The sequence below is a fragment of the Colwellia sp. genome (assembly GCF_013215345.1).
GTDB lineage: Bacteria > Pseudomonadota > Gammaproteobacteria > Enterobacterales > Alteromonadaceae > Colwellia.
This window is the reverse complement of sequence record NZ_JABSOV010000081.1, coordinates 1-18993: the sequence shown is the minus strand read 5'-3', so window position 1 is coordinate 18993 and position 18993 is coordinate 1. Positions and strand designations below refer to the sequence as shown.

Annotated in this window: 19 protein-coding genes; 5 read left to right on the top strand and 14 right to left on the bottom strand. The window is 38.9% G+C overall.

Annotation, left to right across the window (positions count from 1 at the left end):
• The first annotated feature begins 1406 nt into the window (after positions 1-1406).
• A complete protein-coding gene (gene htpG / locus HRT50_RS12770) occupies positions 1407-3368 on the top strand; it encodes a molecular chaperone HtpG (protein WP_291615104.1) in 1962 nt (653 codons plus the stop codon).
• Between the two features lie 253 nt (positions 3369-3621).
• On the top strand, positions 3622-4266 hold the full coding sequence (adk, locus tag HRT50_RS12765; RefSeq protein WP_291615103.1) for an adenylate kinase: 645 nt from the start codon (positions 3622-3624) through the stop codon (positions 4264-4266).
• 89 nt (positions 4267-4355) lie between these two features.
• Here adk and HRT50_RS12760 read toward each other — a convergent pair whose 3' ends face one another.
• The 11 genes from HRT50_RS12760 to hisG form a co-directional block, all read right to left on the bottom strand.
• Positions 4356-4838, bottom strand: coding sequence for a GNAT family N-acetyltransferase (locus tag HRT50_RS12760; protein ID WP_291615101.1), 483 nt, complete (start codon positions 4836-4838; stop codon positions 4356-4358).
• 16 nt (positions 4839-4854) lie between these two features.
• Positions 4855-5151: a DUF6559 family protein gene (locus HRT50_RS12755; RefSeq protein ID WP_291615099.1), complete on the bottom strand. Its 297-nt coding sequence runs from the start codon at positions 5149-5151 to the stop codon at positions 4855-4857.
• Between the two features lie 144 nt (positions 5152-5295).
• The gene (locus tag HRT50_RS12750) at positions 5296-6186 is read right to left on the bottom strand and encodes a hypothetical protein (RefSeq protein WP_291615097.1); all 891 of its coding nucleotides are present in this window, start codon (positions 6184-6186) and stop codon (positions 5296-5298) included.
• Between the two features lie 129 nt (positions 6187-6315).
• On the bottom strand, positions 6316-6936 hold the full coding sequence (hisIE, locus tag HRT50_RS12745; RefSeq protein WP_291615095.1) for a bifunctional phosphoribosyl-AMP cyclohydrolase/phosphoribosyl-ATP diphosphatase HisIE: 621 nt from the start codon (positions 6934-6936) through the stop codon (positions 6316-6318).
• Positions 6930-7718 (bottom strand): imidazole glycerol phosphate synthase subunit HisF, encoded by a 789-nt coding sequence (gene hisF, locus HRT50_RS12740; RefSeq protein ID WP_291615093.1) that lies wholly within the window; start codon positions 7716-7718, stop codon positions 6930-6932. Before hisF ends, hisIE begins: the two co-directional genes overlap by 7 nt.
• Positions 7719-7867: 149 nt before the next feature.
• Positions 7868-8608: a 1-(5-phosphoribosyl)-5-[(5-phosphoribosylamino)methylideneamino]imidazole-4-carboxamide isomerase gene (gene hisA, locus HRT50_RS12735; protein ID WP_291615091.1), complete on the bottom strand. Its 741-nt coding sequence runs from the start codon at positions 8606-8608 to the stop codon at positions 7868-7870.
• Positions 8605-9282 carry an imidazole glycerol phosphate synthase subunit HisH gene (hisH, locus tag HRT50_RS12730; protein WP_291615089.1) on the bottom strand — a complete coding sequence of 226 codons (678 nt, stop codon included), beginning with the start codon at positions 9280-9282 and terminating at the stop codon, positions 8605-8607. The genes hisA and hisH overlap by 4 nt, the downstream gene beginning before the upstream one ends.
• Positions 9282-10367, bottom strand: a complete 1086-nt coding sequence (hisB, locus tag HRT50_RS12725; protein ID WP_291615087.1) for a bifunctional histidinol-phosphatase/imidazoleglycerol-phosphate dehydratase HisB — start codon at positions 10365-10367, stop codon at positions 9282-9284. Before hisB ends, hisH begins: the two co-directional genes overlap by 1 nt.
• A gap of 35 nt (positions 10368-10402) precedes the next feature.
• Positions 10403-11527: a histidinol-phosphate transaminase gene (hisC, locus tag HRT50_RS12720; protein ID WP_291615085.1), complete on the bottom strand. Its 1125-nt coding sequence runs from the start codon at positions 11525-11527 to the stop codon at positions 10403-10405.
• Positions 11528-11529: 2 nt separating this feature from the next.
• Positions 11530-12834 (bottom strand): histidinol dehydrogenase, encoded by a 1305-nt coding sequence (hisD, locus tag HRT50_RS12715; RefSeq protein WP_291615083.1) that lies wholly within the window; start codon positions 12832-12834, stop codon positions 11530-11532.
• Between the two features lie 175 nt (positions 12835-13009).
• Positions 13010-13912: an ATP phosphoribosyltransferase gene (gene hisG / locus HRT50_RS12710; RefSeq protein ID WP_291615081.1), complete on the bottom strand. Its 903-nt coding sequence runs from the start codon at positions 13910-13912 to the stop codon at positions 13010-13012.
• Positions 13913-14026: 114 nt separating this feature from the next.
• On the opposite strand from hisG, the gene HRT50_RS12705 reads away from it, so the two are divergent.
• From HRT50_RS12705 to HRT50_RS12695, 3 genes are all read left to right on the top strand, one after another.
• Entirely contained in the window at positions 14027-14176 is a 150-nt protein-coding gene (locus HRT50_RS12705; RefSeq protein ID WP_291615078.1) for a hypothetical protein, read from the top strand.
• A gap of 317 nt (positions 14177-14493) precedes the next feature.
• A complete protein-coding gene (locus tag HRT50_RS12700; protein ID WP_291615077.1) occupies positions 14494-14814 on the top strand; it encodes a hypothetical protein in 321 nt (106 codons plus the stop codon).
• A 55-nt stretch (positions 14815-14869) separates the two neighbouring features.
• Complete coding sequence (locus HRT50_RS12695) at positions 14870-16804, top strand: ATP-dependent DNA helicase (RefSeq protein ID WP_291615075.1); 1935 nt, start codon at positions 14870-14872, stop codon at positions 16802-16804.
• Between the two features lie 171 nt (positions 16805-16975).
• On the opposite strand, the gene HRT50_RS12690 is transcribed toward HRT50_RS12695, so the two are convergent.
• The 3 genes from HRT50_RS12690 to HRT50_RS12680 all read right to left on the bottom strand — a co-directional run.
• The gene (locus HRT50_RS12690) at positions 16976-17473 is read right to left on the bottom strand and encodes an ACT domain-containing protein (protein WP_291615074.1); all 498 of its coding nucleotides are present in this window, start codon (positions 17471-17473) and stop codon (positions 16976-16978) included.
• Between the two features lie 70 nt (positions 17474-17543).
• Positions 17544-17906 (bottom strand): PilZ domain-containing protein, encoded by a 363-nt coding sequence (locus HRT50_RS12685; protein WP_291615073.1) that lies wholly within the window; start codon positions 17904-17906, stop codon positions 17544-17546.
• 198 nt (positions 17907-18104) lie between these two features.
• On the bottom strand, positions 18105-18993 hold an 889-nt coding region (locus HRT50_RS12680), incomplete at its 5' end, for an ATP-binding cassette domain-containing protein (protein ID WP_291615071.1).

Genomic DNA, 18993 nt, shown 5'->3' with positions numbered 1-18993 from the left:
CATTCAATGCCGCGGCACACGAGAAGCCCGTTACGAAAGTAACGGGCTTTTTGCTGTCTGATATAAAATTATTTTTGTCTAGCGACCATAGCGATGTGGCCACCTACTCCCATTCACCTTCTATGCCGCGGCGCTTCAGAAGTGAAACGCAGTTGCGGCGGAGGCAGTAAGCGTGTGGGTGATATTCCCTTTATGTGAGAGTAGGACATTGCTAAACTTCTAATTTGTGCCTTCGGCACACGATAAGCCCGTTACGAAAGTAACGGGATTTTTGCTGTATGGCTTAAATTAAAATCCCGTGTTATCTGCATAAGGTGTGTCTGCTCATTTTCACCAGGACAATATACTCCTGCATAGTCGAATAAGTTACATCCATTTACGTCAACGTAATTGCGCAGATGCTCGGGGCTTATGTTACAGGTAAGATCATATGAGAGCGTAGCGGGGTATTGATAAACTTCACTCGTTAGTAAATTCTCCAATAAAGAATAGAAACCTGTAGCTTACGCTTCTGTGTTTTCTATATGCTATAAAGTGTAATTATCACTTGTTATTTTTATATTCAGTCGGCTACGTTCTACATTTATAGCGAAGGTAATAAGTATAGCTAATAATATAATAATTTGGCTAGACACACCGTAATGTCTACTTATCTAATTAAGTACTATTATGGTAAAAAATGATTGTATACATTATACGTGGCGGGTAGTAGTATCCAGTGATTACTTATTTGTAAATTACTCCGGTAAAACAAATCAATAGCAGCATACTTTGTAGTAGATCTGATCTGTCAATCATCCTTCTATAAGTATACTCAGCCAGAGCAGGGTCCCTGCTCTGGCGCCCATCACTTGTTATCATGCCATAGTTGGTAAATTACTTTATAGTTCAAGTGAATATTTACCTATCATTTGTGAATAATTATTTCAATGTGCGGAAGTATCTTATCTATGCCCAATGGTAATATTATAGTAGAAAATGGCTGTATGTTTTATACGCACCATAAGGTATTGTTGATATGTTATTAATTGTAACTTACTCCCTTAGTGGTTAATTAATAACAAAATACTTGTGCTAAGATCTGATCTGTCAATTGTATCTCACGAGTATATTTGTCCGGAGTAGGGAAACCTACTCCGGCATCCTTTCTTATTTTGTTTAGTTTCATTGCAGAATTATTAGTCAATACTTAATTGTAGTTAACTTTCGTCTGGCTTTTGTTAAGTAATAGTCTGCTAGCCTTTAACTGCAGTTATAACGATAAAGTTTATCTATCCATGTGTACTCATTAGTGTCAATTGTCAGTCATTAACTAGATCTCCCTTGAATTTTTTATCCTAAACCCCACATAGTTTCTAACAACTTTTTAAAAGTAGATTAATAATTTTTCACCGGAGATATTTTAGATGTCAGAAACTAATCAAGTACAAAATCATGCGTTTGCATCAGACAACGCCAAAATACTACAATTAATGATCCACTCACTCTATTCAAATAAAGAAATATTTTTGCGTGAGTTAGTATCTAATGCCGCTGATGCGGCAGACAAGCTTCGTTTTAAAGCATTATCAGATAATGCATTGTATGAAAACGATGGGGAGCTTCGTGTTCGTGTTAGCTGTAATAAAGAAAATAACACATTAACAATTTCTGATAATGGTATCGGCATGAACGTTGATGAAGTTATTGAGCATTTAGGTACTATTGCTAAATCAGGTACTGCTGAGTTCTTCTCTCAATTATCAGGTGATCAAGTATCTGACTCGCAACTTATCGGCCAATTCGGTGTTGGTTTTTACTCTTCGTTTATCGTTGCAGATAAAGTAACCGTGCGTACCCGTAAAGCGGGTGACAATGCTAGTGAAGGTGTTGAGTGGGTAAGTGCAGGTGAAGGTGAATTCACCACGGCTAAAATTGAGAAGACTAATCGTGGTACTGATATCATCCTTCATTTAAAAGATGATGAATCAGAATTCGCAGATGACTGGCGTTTAAAGTCTATTGTTACTAAGTACTCAGATCATATCTCAGTATCAGTAGAGATGTTAACTGCTGAAGTTCCAGCTGTAGAAGCTGTAGCAGAAGTAACTGATGAGAAAGATAATGTAACAAGACCTGCTGTCGAAGCGGTTGATGCTATTCCTGCATTATGGGAACCAGTAAATAAAGCGACTGCATTATGGACACGTGAAAAATCTGATATTAGCGATGAAGAGTATAACGAGTTTTATAAGCACGTTTCTCATGATTTTGGTGACCCACTTTTATGGGAACATAATAAAGTTGAAGGTAAAACTGAATACACTTCACTATTATATGTACCGACTAAAGCACCATTTGATATGTATAACCGTGAAAAGCAACACGGTCTTAAGCTGTTTGTTCAGCGCGTATTTATTATGGATGATGCTGAGCAGTTCATGCCAACATACTTACGTTTCGTTAAAGGTTTATTAGATTCAAATGATTTGCCGTTAAACGTTTCTCGTGAAATATTACAAGATAACAAGATCAGCCAAGCGATTCGTAAGGGTTGTACTAAACGCGTATTGAAAATGCTTGAAAAATTAGCTAAAAAAGATGCGGAAAAATACCAAGGATTTTGGGATGAGTTTGGTCAGGTATTAAAAGAAGGCCCTTCTGAGGACCAAGCAAATAAAGATCAAGTTGCTGGCTTATTACGCTTTGCTTCAACTAATGACAATGTAGCGGCTCAAAATGTATCACTTGCTACTTACATTGAACGCATGAAAGAAGGCCAAGAGAAGATTTATTATGTTGTTGCCGATAGCTTTGAAGCGGCTAAAAATAGCCCGCATTTAGAAGTATTCCGTAAAAAAGGCATTGAAGTATTGTTAATGTCTGACCGTATTGATGAATGGTTAGTAAGCCATTTAACAGAGTTTGATAATAAGCAATTACAGTCGGTTACTCAGGGTGGTTTAGATCTGGGTGATATGGATGACGCTGAAACTAAAGAAGCACAAGAGAAGCTTGAGAAAGAGTATGACTCTGTTGTTAAGCGCATTAAAGATAGTTTAGAAGGAAAGGTTAAAGAGGTTAAACTTTCTCAACGTCTTACTGATTCTCCTGCTTGTATCGTAGCTGATGATAATGACATGAGTAGCCAAATGGCTAAGTTAATGGCATCGGTTGGTCAAGAGGTACCTGATGCTTTACCTATCTTTGAAATCAATGGTGAGCATGAGCTTATTAAACATGTTGCCGATGAGCAAGATGATGATAAATTTGGTCAGTGGGTTGAAGTCTTGTTTGACCAAGCTATGTTAGCAGAACGTGGTAGCTTAAAAGATCCAGCTAGCTTCGTTGCTCGCTTAAATAAATTAATGTTAAGCCTAACTAAGTAACTACTTTTATCGCAAGGTAAGCTTTAGGTAATACTTTAGTCTCAAAAAGGAGGTGTTTCATGCATGAAACACCTCCTTTTTTGTTCAATCCTCCTTTCTCTACTTGTTTGCACATAAGCTAGCTTGTATAGTGTCTGCGGCTTTATTATAAAGCGAAGAAATATTACTTTTGTCTGATCAGACACAATTTATAAGCATTGAATAAAGGTAATATTTACTTAATACATCAACTATTAATTTAAGGTTATATAATATGCGCATTGTTTTATTAGGTGCTCCAGGCGCTGGTAAAGGCACACAAGCACAATTTTTAATGGCTAAATTTGGTATTCCACAAATTTCAACAGGTGATATGCTGCGTGCTGCAATTAAAGCCGGCTCTGAACTAGGCAATAAAGCTAAAGCTGTTATGGATGCTGGGCAATTAGTTTCTGATGATTTGATCATCGGCTTAGTAAAAGAGCGCGTTGCTCAAGACGATTGTAAAGCAGGATTTTTACTTGACGGTTTTCCTCGTACCATTCCACAAGCAGATGCCATGAAAGAAAGCGGTATCTCTGTTGATCACGTACTTGAATTTGATGTGCCTGATGAAGTGATCGTTGAACGTATGGCTGGCCGTCGTGTTCATTCTGGCTCTGGTCGTGTTTATCACCTTGTTTTCAACCCGCCAAAAGTAGCCGGTAAAGATGATGTAACCGGTGATGATTTATCTATTCGTCCAGATGATGAAGAAGCGACCGTACGTAAACGTTTATCTATTTATCACGATCAAACTAAGCCTCTAGTAGACTTTTACCAAGCTGAAGCTAAGGCGGGTAACTGTAGTTATTTAACTATTGATGGCACACAAGCTGTTGAAAAAGTTAATCAGTTATTATCAGCTCAGCTTGCTTAATATCTAGTTATTCTCTAGCTATTCAAGTGAAAAAACTCGCCAAGGCGAGTTTTTTTATGCCTGGCGTAACGAATACCAATTCCATTTAATTATTGCTTGGTTTCTCTGAGCATAGCAATGTGTGGAATGTCATCTTCTAAATACATAGCTGATACCTGAGTAAAACCATGTCTTTGGTAGTATGACTTTAAATGTTGTTGGGCAGAGATCTTGATTTCTTCGTTAGGGTAATGTTGCTGACACAGCGATAGCGCTTCAGTCATTAATTCGTGGCCCAAACCACCGCCTCTGGCTTGATTGGCTATAACTACTCGACCAATACTTATATTGTCTGCATAGTTTTGGCCTTTAGGGAGAATGCGCAGATAAGCAACTAGTTGCTCTGCTTGATAACCTAATAAATGTAGCGTTTGAGGGTGTCGGTCAAGCAGGTTTTTGTCGCCGTCTAAATCAGGATAAAAACAAGTTTGTTCAACGACAAAAACATCAATACGCAACTTCAGTACATCATATAATTGATTCAGCGATAGCTCAGTAAATACTTTGTTTTGCCAGGTTGTTTTTATCGTCATAGTGAGTTTAGGGCCGTTAAATACTTAGTAGTTTTAGGTAACCATAATACTTGCGTTCATCAAGGTAATCTTTAATTTCTTCTTTATACTTTTTTATGCATAATTCAGGGAATTCAATAGAGACGACTTTATTTAGTGCACAAGCATCAAGAAAGAGTAAATAGCCTAACGGCAAGTACGTTGGATTGAAATTGCATTGATATATCGTTGCTCTGACTTGGCTAGCATTATAAAAAGTTTGTTCACCATAACGCTTCTGTAGCTTAGGTAATAGTTGGTTTCCGTATTTTTTTATTGCTCTACGCTTAAACATGGCTATTCCTTAGCAGGGACTTCTTATGGTGTCTTAGATAAATAACGGCTCATTATAATGAACAATGATTTAGTTTAAGTAATTAATCGTGCCGTTTTATTGGACAGCATGTTACACCATGTATCGAATAAAATCGATAAGAACTCAGGGATTGATTATTTTGACTTTATTGCGATCAACAAAAAATCCGGCTTGTTGATATGCTTTCACAATGGCGCCGTGCTGTCGCAGTATTTTTAAGCCTTTATTAATCGCTATATAGGCTTCCTTCCCCTCTGGATGCTTCTTACTTATGACAAAATGACGAGAATCTTTAAGTACCACGCCAATATTCTTAACGGGCACTAGGTGAACTTTATTCATAACAAAGCTTTGATCAGGGGTTGAATTAAAGGGCATCAAAATGAAGTCTATCCACTGGATATCGACCATGCGTACCATAGATAACCAAGAATCGTCTCTCGTAAGGTTTTTAATTGGAAGCTGTTGAAGTGTTTGCCAGTCAGTACGCCATTTGGGTGTTGATACCGCCGTTAGCTCAGTAAGGTCACTGAGTTCCTTAATCGCTAAGGTTTTCGTGTTTTTCGGGCTAGTATAAATTCCCGCGATATACTCGCCATTTCTTATTACTACGTCAGAGATATAAACCTTGTCGGCAAGCGGTAATGCATCTTGTTGCCAATAGGAATCAAAACTTATTAAAAGTTGACCGTTTTGTAACATTTTAGTATTGCGAAAGTTAACTTTACCTGGGGCGTAAGTGAAGTTATGGCTAAAGCCACCAAGTTTGAGTGCCTGCTGGGCAATAATCATGTCGACCACGTCGCGGCGGATATTTTTACCGGAGAAGTTATCTATTGAGCTGATATCTTTATCAGCAACAAATTTCTGGTAATCAATATAGACATCATCACGAATATAAATAAGCACTCTATGCTGCCGGGCGAGGGCATTTGAACTAATACTTATCAGTGTAAGGATAAGCAGTACTGTAGTTAATGTTTTAGTGCCTATTTCTGTAGAAGGTTTTGCCATAGAAGAACGCCATCATATTTTAAACTACTTCACTGGAGTTAAATAAATGCATCCCTGTCTAATTTAAGATAACAAGGATACAAATATTTAGCAAAGTAGGATGAGAGCTTTCAATAATGAAAGGTAGCGCTATTTGTTATGTCGTTGTTGTAATACGGCCATAACCTCACTGAGTTCAATTTTTTGATCTGCGAGTAATACTAAGGTGTGATAAAACAAGTCGGCACATTCACCTAATAAGTCTTCTTTTGTTTCAGCAACAGCAGCAAGTGCAACTTCAACGCCTTCTTCACCAACTTTTTGTGCCATTTTAGTGGTGCCACGAGAGAATAAGTGCGCGGTATAACTCTCTTTTGGATCATCATTTCTCCGACTATCAATAACTTGTTCAAGTTCACTGAGAAAGTTTTGCTGAGTTAATTTTTGTTCAGGAAAGCATGACTCTGTGCCTAAGTGACAACTTGGACCGATAGGTAAACAAGCAATAAGTAAACTGTCATTATCGCAATCTGTTAATACTTGCTTAACGTTTAAAAAGTTACCAGAGGTTTCGCCTTTCACCCATAGCGCTTGTTTTGAACGACTGAAAAAAGTTGCTTTACCTGTTTCTAGGGTTGCGGCTAATGAGGCTTGGTTCATATAACCTTGCATTAATACTGCACCAGTTGCCGCGTGTTGAATAATGGCAGGAATGAGGTCATTCATTTTTTGCCATGCTAACTCATTAATATTGTCTTTGTTTACTAACACGGTCTCACCTCTATACGTTGCTCTTTTAAATAAGTCTTTAAATCTTTAATGGCAATAACACCTTTATGAAAAACAGAAGCAGCCAGTGCGCCATCGACATCTGCTTGTTGGTAAATATCACTAAAATGTTTCATAGTACCTGCACCACCTGAGGCAATTAAAGGTACCTTACATACCGCTCTTGCTTGCTTTAATTGTTCGATATCATAACCTTGACGTACACCATCTTGGTTCATGCAGTTTAACACTATTTCACCTGCTCCTAGACTGACGACTCTTTCAATCCAGTCAAAGGTAGTCCAGCCTGTTTTTTGTGTACGTTTCTCGTCACCAGTAAATTGATAAACTTGGTATTCACCTTTGCCATTATTAGCATCTTTGTTATAAAAGCTATCTACACCAACAACAATACATTGTTGACCAAAAACATCGGCTAAGCGGGTGATAAGCTCAGGGTCTCGTAAGGCAGGAGAGTTAATGCTAATTTTATCTGCGCCCATCATCAATATTTCTTTCGCATCTGCTTCACTTTTGATACCACCAGCTACGCAAAATGGAATATCAATAACTTCAGCAATACGCGTTACCCAGCTTTTATCAACCACACGACCATCACTGCTTGCGGTAATATCATAAAATACTAATTCATCAGCACCAGCTTCTGCATATTTCTGTGCTAAGGGTACTATGTCACCAATGATTTCGTGATTACGAAACTGAACACCTTTTACTACTTTTCCATCTCTTACATCGAGACATGGAATAATTCTCCTAGCTAACATTTAGCATATTCCTTACTTCACAATTTTTTCTAATTAAGTTTCAATCTAAATTAAATGGATTTAAACAAATCCGTCAAATGATAAACGCCTGAACTTATCTTTTATAAGTGATGGCGTGAAGAGTGACGACAATGCCGTTTACATTCTTTTTATGACGATTGAGGCCAACACGCAATAGCTTCTTCTAGAGTAAACCTACCTTCAAGTAACGAACGACCCAAAATTACGCCGCTGACACCCGTGGGTATTAACGCTTTGATATCGTCCAAGCTGCCAATGCCGCCCGATGCTTGCCAGTCAATTTCTGGGTACTTGGCACAAACTTCTGTGTATAAATCAACATTAGTACCGGTTAACGTGCCGTCTTTACTAATATCGGTACATAACACGTGTTTAATGCCTGCATCTTGATATTGAGCCAGTAACTCTTCTAGGTTAACACCACTGTCTTCAATCCAGCCATGAGTTGGCAGGGTTTTATTACCTTGGGCATCAATTTTAATATCTAGCGCTAAAACAATTTTTTCACAACCGTAGGTTTTAAGCCATTGCGTGACTAGTTCAGGTTGTTTAATAGCTAAACTGCCAATAACAACACGATCAGCACCTAGTTCTAGCAGTTGCTTTACATCGTCTTCACAACGTACACCACCACCCACTTGTATGATCATCGATGGATGCTTAACAACAGTTTTTAATGTAGCTAATTGACGCTTGGTGCTGTCTTTTGCGCCATCTAAATCAACAAAGTGCATAACAATAGCGCCTGCTTTAGCATAAGCCTGTTGACGCTCTTTTACGGTATATTGGTAATTGGTTCTTTGGTTATAGTCGCCCTGATACAAACGCACAACTTGGCCATTAATCAAATCAATTGCGGGAATCATCATAATTTCACAAGCTCCTGTGGCTCTAATTCTAAAAAGTTTTGAATGATTTTACTGCCTAAAGCACTTGAGCGCTCAGGGTGGAATTGACAGCCAATAAAGTTATCTTTAGCTATTGCTGCTGAGAAAGTAATGCCATATTCACAACTGGCAATGGTGTACTCACTGACTGGCGCGGCAAAACTGTGGACAAAATAAAAGTAATCACCTGTCGTAACACCGTTGAAAATAGGGTGGTCTGATACTTGGGTCAATGTATTCCAGCCCATATGTGGCAACCTATTTTCTTGTGCTTTTAATGGCTCAACTTTTGTTGGAATTAAGTTTAAGCAAGGCACTACATTATCTTTTCCGCCTTCAGTTGAGGATTTTTCACCCTCAGTTGAGGACTCAGTCATTAGCTGCATGCCCAAACAAAAGCCAAGTACTGGCTGAGTGAGATTTTGTAATACAGTTACTAAGTTTTTAGCTTTGATATTAGCCATGGCGTGTTTAGCACTGCCAACACCGGGGAGTATTACTTTATCAGCTTGTTGGATTAGCTCAGTATCATCAGTGATAGTAACCTTATAACCTAACCGCTCAACGGCAAACTTAACCGAGGCTAAATTCGCGCAACCAGTATCTACTATTACATTCTTTGTTGCTGTTTTTAGTTTTGTCATTACTTCAGCCATTACAACGTGCCTTTAGAGCTTGGCATAGCATCACCATCAACTTTTATAGCCTGACCTAACGCACGGCCAAATACTTTGAATAAGCTTTCTACCTGGTGGTGGCAATTTCCTTTACTGGTTGATAAATGTAAAGTAATTAACATTGAGTCGGCTAATGAACGGAAAAAGTGTCCGACCATTTGTGTTGACATAGTACCAACATTATCCGCAGTGAATTTAGCATCAAACTCTAACCAAGGACGACCAGAAAGATCGATAGCACATTCTGCTCGACATTCATCCATAGGTATTACAAAACCAAAACGATTAATTCCGCGTTTATTACCTAATGCTTGTCTTAATGCTTGGCCAAGGGCAAGTGCGGTATCTTCAACACTGTGGTGATCATCAATATGATAGTCACCGCTAACTTTACATTGTAGGCTGAAACCGCCGTGAGTAGCGATTTGGTCAAGCATGTGGTCAAAAAAACCTAAGCCAGTATCTATTTTACTACTGCCAGCTTTATCTAAATTAACGGTTACTGTGATGTCAGTTTCTTTGGTTGTGCGAGTTACCGTTGCTATTCTTGGTTGCTCTAACTGATTAATAATTTGTTCGCTAACATGCGCCCAATTTAATGTCTCACGATTGTACTTGATGCCAACGATACCCATGTTGGCGGCAAGCCCCATATCGGTTTCTCTATCGCCTATAACATATGAATTGGTAAAATCTACTCGACCTTGTTGTAAGTAATCACTTACTAAACCCAGTTTGGGTTTACGGCAGTTACAGTTGTCTTCATCAAAGTGAGGGCAAAGTAATACCTCTTGAAAATGTAAACCTTGCGAGCTGAATATATCCATCATTTTGTTATGAGGTAAGTCAAAATCGCTTTGTGGGAAACTAGTGGTGCCTAAACCATCTTGATTCGACACCATCACCAGTTTAAAGCCTTTGGCTTGTAGTTTTAGTAGCTCAATAATGACATTGGGTTCAAAGACTAGTTTTTCTAAGCTATCAAGTTGCTTATCGATAACTGGCTCTTCAACCAAAGTGCCATCACGGTCGATAAATAATATCTTCTCTTGGGTATTACTCATAAAATGCTCTTCAATATGTTTGCTGTTGACTGGCCTTAGTGGGCTGACAATTGGGTTAATAAAGTTTGCTGAAGTATTGTTATTTCTTGTTTACTGCCAATGCTAATGCGTAAGCAATTTTCCAGCTGTATTTGTTTAGATTGATCTCGAATCAAAATATTATTTTTAACTAAAAGATCAAATATATTGGCTTTATCTTGCTCACTTTGGCAGCGAAAAAGGACAAAGTTGGCATCGCTAGCAAAGACTTGCTTACACCAAACTTGCTTTGTTAACCAGAGGTTCAATTGTTCACGCAAAGTATTACTTGCTTGAACTTGCTTGGTCATTTTACCTAAGCCTGTTGTTAATGCCGTACTGGCTATTTCAGCTACTGGCGCTGAAATAGGGTAGGGTGCAATAACTTTAGTTAACAAGGTAATTACGTCATTATTTGCTAAGGTAAATCCACAACGAAGACCCGCTAGGGCAAAGGCTTTAGATAAGGTTCTTAGTACAATGACATTATCAAAATCGCTTAACAACTTGGCGCAAGAATACTCAGGGCTGAATTCTATATAAGCTTCATCAACTACTACCATGGCACTATCTTTAAAAAGCTTTATCGCAGCAATAATTTGTTCTTGCGGCAATAAATTCCCCGTCGGGTTGCCCGGTGAACATAAAAATACCACTTTCACTTTACCAACTTGCTGCTGTAAACCCTCTAAATCTAGGGTTAAATCAGCAGAGTTAAGCGCTACTTTAATAACTGCGGCACCGTGGTTTTCTGCACTAATGGCGTACATACCGTAAGTGGGTGGACATATTAAAATACTGTCTTGGTATGCTTTACAAAAACTGCGAATGATCAGCTCTATACCTTCATCTGCCCCTCGAGTTGCCAGTATTTGATCTTTTGCTAAGCCTGAATATTCGCTATAGGCGGAGATTAAGCTATCGGGCTGAAAATCAGGGTAGCGATTGATATTTGTTGCCGATAGCTGATATTGACCACTACCTGGCGCTTCATTTGCATTTAGCCATATCTTATCTTCTTGGGCATCAGCGCTAGAAAATAAACGTCGAGCCGACTGATAAGGCACCATAGCGATTAATTCTTGCCGCGCTAATTTCTCTGCGGTAGTTAAAGATTGTTCACTGATGCTCAACTTAGCCATGTTTAAACTCCTTCCTCTAAGCGAATGGTAACAGCGCGCTGGTGGGCATCTAAACCTTCGGCATCGGTTAACTCAATAATACATTCCGCTAAACTCGCCAAACCTGATTTAGTTATTTCTTGTACGGTATAGCGACGAGAAAAGTCAGCCAGCGATAAACTTGAGATAACCTTTGAGTAACCGTACGTTGGTAAAACGTGGTTAGTGCCGCTGGCGTAATCACCTGCAGATTCTGGCGTGTAAGCACCGACAAAAATTGAACCCGCATTACGTAAACTGTTTAACAAGGTTGGAGCATCTTCAGTTTGAATGATTAAGTGCTCTGGTCCGTATTCATTCGATACTTGCACCGCTTGAGTTAAGTCTTTGGTTAAAATCAATCGAGACTGGGTTAACGCTTGCTCGGCTATTTTACGTCGAGACAATGTCACTACCTGCTTTTCTAATTGCTCTGCTACTTGTGTGATTAAAGCTTCACTATCACTGAGTAGTATTACTTGGCTATCAACGCCGTGCTCTGCTTGTGATAATAAATCTGCAGCAATAAATGCTGGGTTTGCTTGCTCATCGGCAATAACTAATACTTCAGAAGGGCCAGCGGGCATATCAATAGCAAAACCCGGCACTTGTTGTGATAGTTGGGTTTTTGCTTCGGTAACATAGCGGTTACCAGGGCCAAATACTTTATTTACCGCCGCTATTGTTTGTGTACCATAAGCAAGTGCGGCAATCGCTTGGGCGCCACCAACCGTGTAGATTTCACTAATACCACAAAGATCAGCAGCCACTAACACTTCATTGGCTAATTGGCCATTTTTATCAGGCGGACAAACAAGAGCTGTACGTTTGCAACCGGTAAGTTGCGCCGGTATACCTAACATTAATACCGTTGAAGGCAATGGCGCCGAGCCAGCAGGAATATATAAACCGACACTTTCTATCGCTTCAGTTTTTAAGGTGCACTTAACACCAGGGGTCGTTTCAACCGTGATATCCGTTGGCTGTTGTGCAATATGAAATGCTCTAATTTGTTGGTAAGCGGTGTTTATTGCTTTTAAGCGCTTAGCTGATAAGGCTAACTTGGCTTGCGCAACTTGCTCAGCGCTCACTGACAATGTACTAAGCGCTATACCATCAAACTGTTCAGTTAAAGCATATATAGCCTTATCACCTTGATTTTTAACTCGCGCTAAAATGTTAGCAACTTGTGTTGATAACAAGGCACTATCTGCGATTGCTGGTCGTGCAAGGGCGGATTTTTTTTGCTGCTCTGACAGTTCTTGCCAATTGATTAGTTGATTAATCATAATTACTTCTCGGTATTAATTTTTATTTCTTTGCGATAATTCTCTTTGAGAATATCCGCTAAATAATTGTGACTTCAGCAAAGCTGTCAAGTTGTTTGTTGCCAGAGCTTAGTTCCCTAAGTGATGGCAACAAACAAGGCTGACAATGCAGCAGAAGTTGCAAGTATGACGAGTATTAGCCCATCATCTTTTCAATAGGCATCACTAAGATGGAGTGACAACCTAAGGCTTTTAATTGCTCCATGGTTTCCCAAAAGAACGCTTCTGTTGCGACTACGTGTACAGCGACCATGTCGTCACGTCCAGCAAGTGGTAAAACAGTGGGTGTTTCTGTGCCGGGCATTAACTTGCTGACTTCGGCTACTTTATCTTTTGGTGCGTGCAACATGATGTATTTGCTTTCTTTTGCTTTAATTACACCGTGAATACGTGGTAATAACGTATCTAAAATAGCTTGTTTTTCTTCACCTAAAGAGTCAGCTCGTTGGATTAGTGATGCTTTTGAACGGAAAACTTCAGCCACTTCTTTTAAGCCATTAGCTTCAAGCGTTGCGCCAGTAGAAACTAAGTCACAAATACCATCTGCTAAGCCAACCCTAGGTGCTACTTCAACCGAGCCTTTTAACAAACAAAACTCGACGTTGATGCCGTTAGCTTTAGCGAAGCGATTTAATAATTGCGGGTAAGTTGTGGCAAAACGTAGACCGTTTAAACAATCTAAGCCTGTGTATTCAAATTCTTCCGGCATAGCAATTGAAAAACGGCAAGCGCCAAAATCTAATGTGGTAGTGCGAATGTAGTCAGACTTGTTGCCTTTTAATTGGCGGTCTAATTCTTCTTCTTCGAGGGTGTTATCACCAACAATGCCTAAGTCACAAACACCGTCCATAACCAAGCCAGGAATATCGCTACTGCGAACACGCATAATATCAATAGGCATATTGCTGACATGGGCTAATAATCGTCTGTCGCTCAGATTTAACTTTAATCCACAAAGCTTAAGTAGTTTTAGGGTCTCTTCACTAAGGCGTCCTGACTTTTGCATGGCAATGCGTAAACGTGGCTCTGATGTACTCATATTGATAATTCCTATGGTGTCTTAATCTTAAAATTCGTCATGTATATACAATTTCTAATGCGCTAAAATGCGAAAAACCCCCGAGAGAGAAAAGACTCTTTCGGGGGTTTAGTAATGACATTTTCTTGTTATAAAAGCTTTTTCGATTGCTTGTATAAATGTTTACTTAATTCCACTGAAAGGCCTTTGCCCTGCAGTGTTTTTGTTACTAACGCTGAATGGGCTAATTGCTATGATGATGGTGATGTCGGCGATTCAGGTTAATAATCATTGTTAAATTCTCAGTTAAATTCTTGGCTAGTTATGGCTAATTTATCGTGCTGTAGTAAAATTAAATGAACAGCTTGAAATTGATGATTTCTTTAGCTGTTATTTACACTACTGCTTAAATAAGATAGCTGCAAGTAATAAATACAAGATTTTTATTCCTTTTTGTTATATATAGCAGAGTTAAAGTTATTACTCTAGACTATTTAAATAGCATCAGTCCCTAAGTAAAAAGTTAAAGCTAATTTTTTTTTGGTCGATAATAGGGTGAGTAGTTAACAGCTTCGCAACATGAAACCGTGTAGGAACTAAAGATGGATATTTTTACAACTCAATTAACGCGCATAGTCCCTGTACCCATTAAGCCGGCAAGCTTAAAGGTTAAAGCACTGTTGAAAGAGGCCGCTAACAGTAAGTTAAACCAAGACCCGAATCACCTTGAAAACCATGAATATTACTTCACTAGTGAAGAAGACAAATATCATAGCTCTGAGCAAAAATCTGATGATCAAGACGAATGTGAAAATAGTGCTAATACTGATAAGGACTCAAGTTTAGCGCTGAAGGATAATGATTCCGAGCAAGGGGGAAATACCGATAAGAATAATGATAAACACTTAGATCTTTATGCCTAGGCTTTAGTTAAGTATACTCTCATCATAAATTTCAATTCATGCCTTTTCGTTTTAAATGACAGCATCCAAAGTTAGCCAAGCCTTTGCTCAAGAAGGCGTTTTAGCTAAAGCCATTAAAGGCTTCTCACCTCGCCAAGCGCAAACCGATATGGCACTTGATGTTGCAGAGGCCATTGAGCAGCAATCATCGCTTATCGTTGAAGCAGGTACGGGTACAGGAAAAACCTTTGCTTATTTGATCCCTGCCTTTTTAGCGTTAGACCCAAAAAAACCTAAAAAAATAGTGGTATCAACAGGCACTAAAAACCTGCAAGAACAGCTATTTCATAAAGACATACCTTTAATTAAAAAGGCATTAGCCAGTAATGCGCAAGTGGCTTTATTAAAAGGTCGTGCCAACTACTTATGTAACTACCGTTTAGCACAATACCAAGATAGCCGTGGTCAACTGGATGCACAAATGTTGCAAGACTTGGTTAAGGTAAAAACCTGGGCAAATGGTACACAAAGTGGCGATATTGGCGAATTGGTTAATGTTAGTGAAAACTCGACTATCTTTCCATTTGTTACCAGTACCTTGGATAATTGTTTGGCAAGAGACTGTCCTGATTATGAAGCATGTCACTTAGTTAGAGCGCGGAAAAAAGCCAGTGATGCCGATATTATTGTCGTGAATCATCACCTGTTTTTTGCTGATCTGGCCTTAAAAGATACCGGCTTTGGTGAGCTTATCCCCAAAGCACAGGTGATGATATTTGATGAGGCTCATCAAATAGGCGATATTGCCAGTGAGTATTTTGGTGAAGCATTTTCTAGTAAGCAACTGGTTGATTTGTGCACCGACGTATTACAAGTACACCGTAGCAGTTTGAGTGATGTTAAACAGCTAGGTTTGGCTGCTGAAAAATTACAAAAGACCTGCCAAGAATTTCGCTTGTTATTTAATTATGATCCCGAGCGTGGTAATTGGCGAGAAAAGTATAAACAAGCTCAATTTCAGCAAAAATTTGCTAACTTAAAAATAGATTTAGATTTCTTATATCAAGTGATAAAGCTTTGTGTCTCTAGAAACGAAGCCATTGATAATTGTTTTGACCGTGCGGTGAATTTATTAGCGCAATATGAGGTGATGGCCAATGTTGAAGCTTATGGTATGAGTTTTTGGTATGAAACTACACCGCGCAGTGTGGTATTGCATCAAACGCCGTTAACGGTGAGTGATAAGTTTAGTGCTGTGGTTAAAGAGTCTGGCGCTGGTTGGATATTCACTTCAGCAACGCTTGCTGTTGATAATAGCTTTAATCACTTTGCCCAGCATTTAGGCTTACAAGATGCTAAGCAACTGCTGCTTGATAGCCCATTTGATTATCATGCTCAATCTCAACTCGTCGTGCCTCGTTATTTACCCCAGGCAAATGATAAAAATCGCGCGTTGAAATTAGCTGAGTTGGCACAACCACTGATTAAAGCCAGTAAAGGTGCTTGTTTTATGCTCTTTACCAGTTATCGAGTCATGCATCAGGTGGCTGAAATTCTAGCTGAAAGCATTGATAATACATTATTGGTACAGGGGCAAATGGCCAAGCGTAAGTTGCTAGAACAATTTGTCGAACAAGACAGTGCCGTGTTATTGGCTACGGCAAGTTTTTGGGAAGGTATTGATGTACGAGGCGATAAACTCACTTGTGTAATTATAGATAAATTACCTTTTGCTTCACCGGATGATCCGCTGCTACAAGCACGCTGTGAAGATGTTAGACGACAAGGCGGCGAGCCTTTTACACAAATTCAATTACCACAGGCGGTAATTGCTTTAAAGCAGGGAGTAGGGCGACTTATTCGAGATATCAGTGATCGCGGGGTGATGGTTATTTGTGATGACAGGCTGGTAAACAAGCCTTATGGTGAAACTTTTTTAAAAAGCTTACCTGATATGAAACGCAGTCGAGATATTAATAAAGCGGCGCAGTTCTTAGAGAATTTATCTTAAGGTCATCACTCATTCACTAAGATTCACTACAGTGCAGCAGCTATAAAAAACGAGTGCCGATGGCACTCGCTTTTTATTTGCCTCTTTTAAAGCGAAGGCTAACGTTACTTTTAAAGTAAAAGCTTAGCTTTATCGTTAAGATATATTACTAATAAACACTGTTAATCAATACTAGCGAGAAATATCTACCATCAAATCATCAGCAATTTGCTCTAAGGCATGGATAAGATCATCAATAGACTTATCAGCAATGGCGATATCTACTTTCGCTTTAAAAATATCTTGGCCGCTATAAGCTGCACTATCTTGTGAGCTTACTAATTTGATTAAGTTACCACTTTGATGGTGAATAACCGAAGAAACTTCTTGTACTATGCCCGCTCTATCATTCGCGGTAATTTCGAGTACTAAATTACTAACAACTTGAGGTAAGTTAGGCTCCGCCATTTCAATTTGGCAACTTAAACCATTAATGGCTTTTAGTTCACTGATTAATTTTTCAGTATTTTCACTTACTACCGCTACTTCAATAACGCCGGCGAAAAAGCCGGATAAATGATGCAAGCTACTCACTTGCCAATTACCTTGATGCTTGGCAATGATTTTAGAAAGGGTGTCTACTAGGCCGGTTTGATCTGGGCCAATACAAGAGATAACTAGATGATTCATTAAAACTCCTAAAAGGTCTGGGTAGAATAGCGGGATAATTTTTATTAATTTACATTGTTAACTTAATACTTTAATTTAAACGTGATAGTTGACTCAACTCTTTATTAAGCTGTTCACTATCCCCTAAGTTGAGTTCAACCAAGCGGCGTAAGTGAGTAACACTGTCTATATCTATGGCATTACATTGCAAGCCAGTCTCATGGTCTTCTACGTGGACAACAGCAATGTTCATGGTTACTTCTGATTCTTTATCTGACAATAAAAAATGTAAAGTGCCAAGTTTACCTTTTAATGATTGCTCACTGTCAATGGCCGTAACTAAGGCACCATTAAGCGATATATCATGAATCGATACCGGGTAGATGTTACCTTCAATGTCTATTTCCGCTTTAATTGAAAATAAAATGCGGGTAAATTGTCGTCTATTTTCCATGTATATTTTCCAATTTGACTAATAAATTATGCTGTCGTGTGTCTTTAGCATAGCCCCATTTTATTAAAAAGTAAAAAGTTACTGAGCACAAAAAAGCCAGCTAAAATCAAAATTTTAACTGGCTTTTCATCGGTTAAATAGAGCACTAATCACCACAACATTACTAAGGTGTTAGTAACCGCTAGTTTTATTTAGTGATTAACCTATTTTTTTGTACTTAATTCTGTGAGGCTCTGTTGCTGCAGGACCTAAAGTTTTCCTCAACCAAGCTTCATAATCAGTAAAGTTACCTTCATAGAAGTTGATTTGACCTTCATCACGGTAATCTAAAATATGGGTAGCAATACGGTCAAGGAACCAACGGTCATGAGAGATAACCATGGCACAACCAGGGAATTCTAATAGGGCTTCTTCTAGAGCTCGTAGTGTTTCAATATCTAAATCATTGGTCGGCTCATCCAGTAACAAGACGTTACCGCCTGTTTGTACTAACTTAGCTAAATGAACACGGTTACGTTCGCCACCTGATAATTGGCCGATGATTTTTTGTTGATCGGTGCCTTTAAAGTTAAAACGGCTGACATAAGCACGACTTGGAATTTCATAAGTGCCTATTTGTAAAATTTCATGGCCTTGAGATATCTCTTGGTAAACGGTTTTACTGTTATCCATATCATCACGGAATTGATCAACACTGGCCAGTTTTACCGTATCACCTAAGGTTATTTCACCTGAATCGGGTTTTTCAGCCCCGGTCATCATTTTAAAGAGTGTCGATTTACCGGCGCCATTTGGGCCAATAATACCAACAATAGCGCCTTTAGGGACACTAAAACTTAAATCATCTATTAATACTCTATCGCCAAACGATTTTGTTAAGTTAACAACATCTAAAACTTTATCGCCAAGGCGAGGTCCCGGAGGAATGTAAAGTTCATTGGTTTCATTACGTTTTTGGTGCTCTTGGCTGTTAAGCTCTTCAAAGCGAGCCATACGGGCTTTACTTTTTGACTGACGCGCTTTTGGATTTGAACGAACCCATTCAAGCTCTTGCTTGATGGTTTTTTGTAGTGCGCTTTCGGTTTTT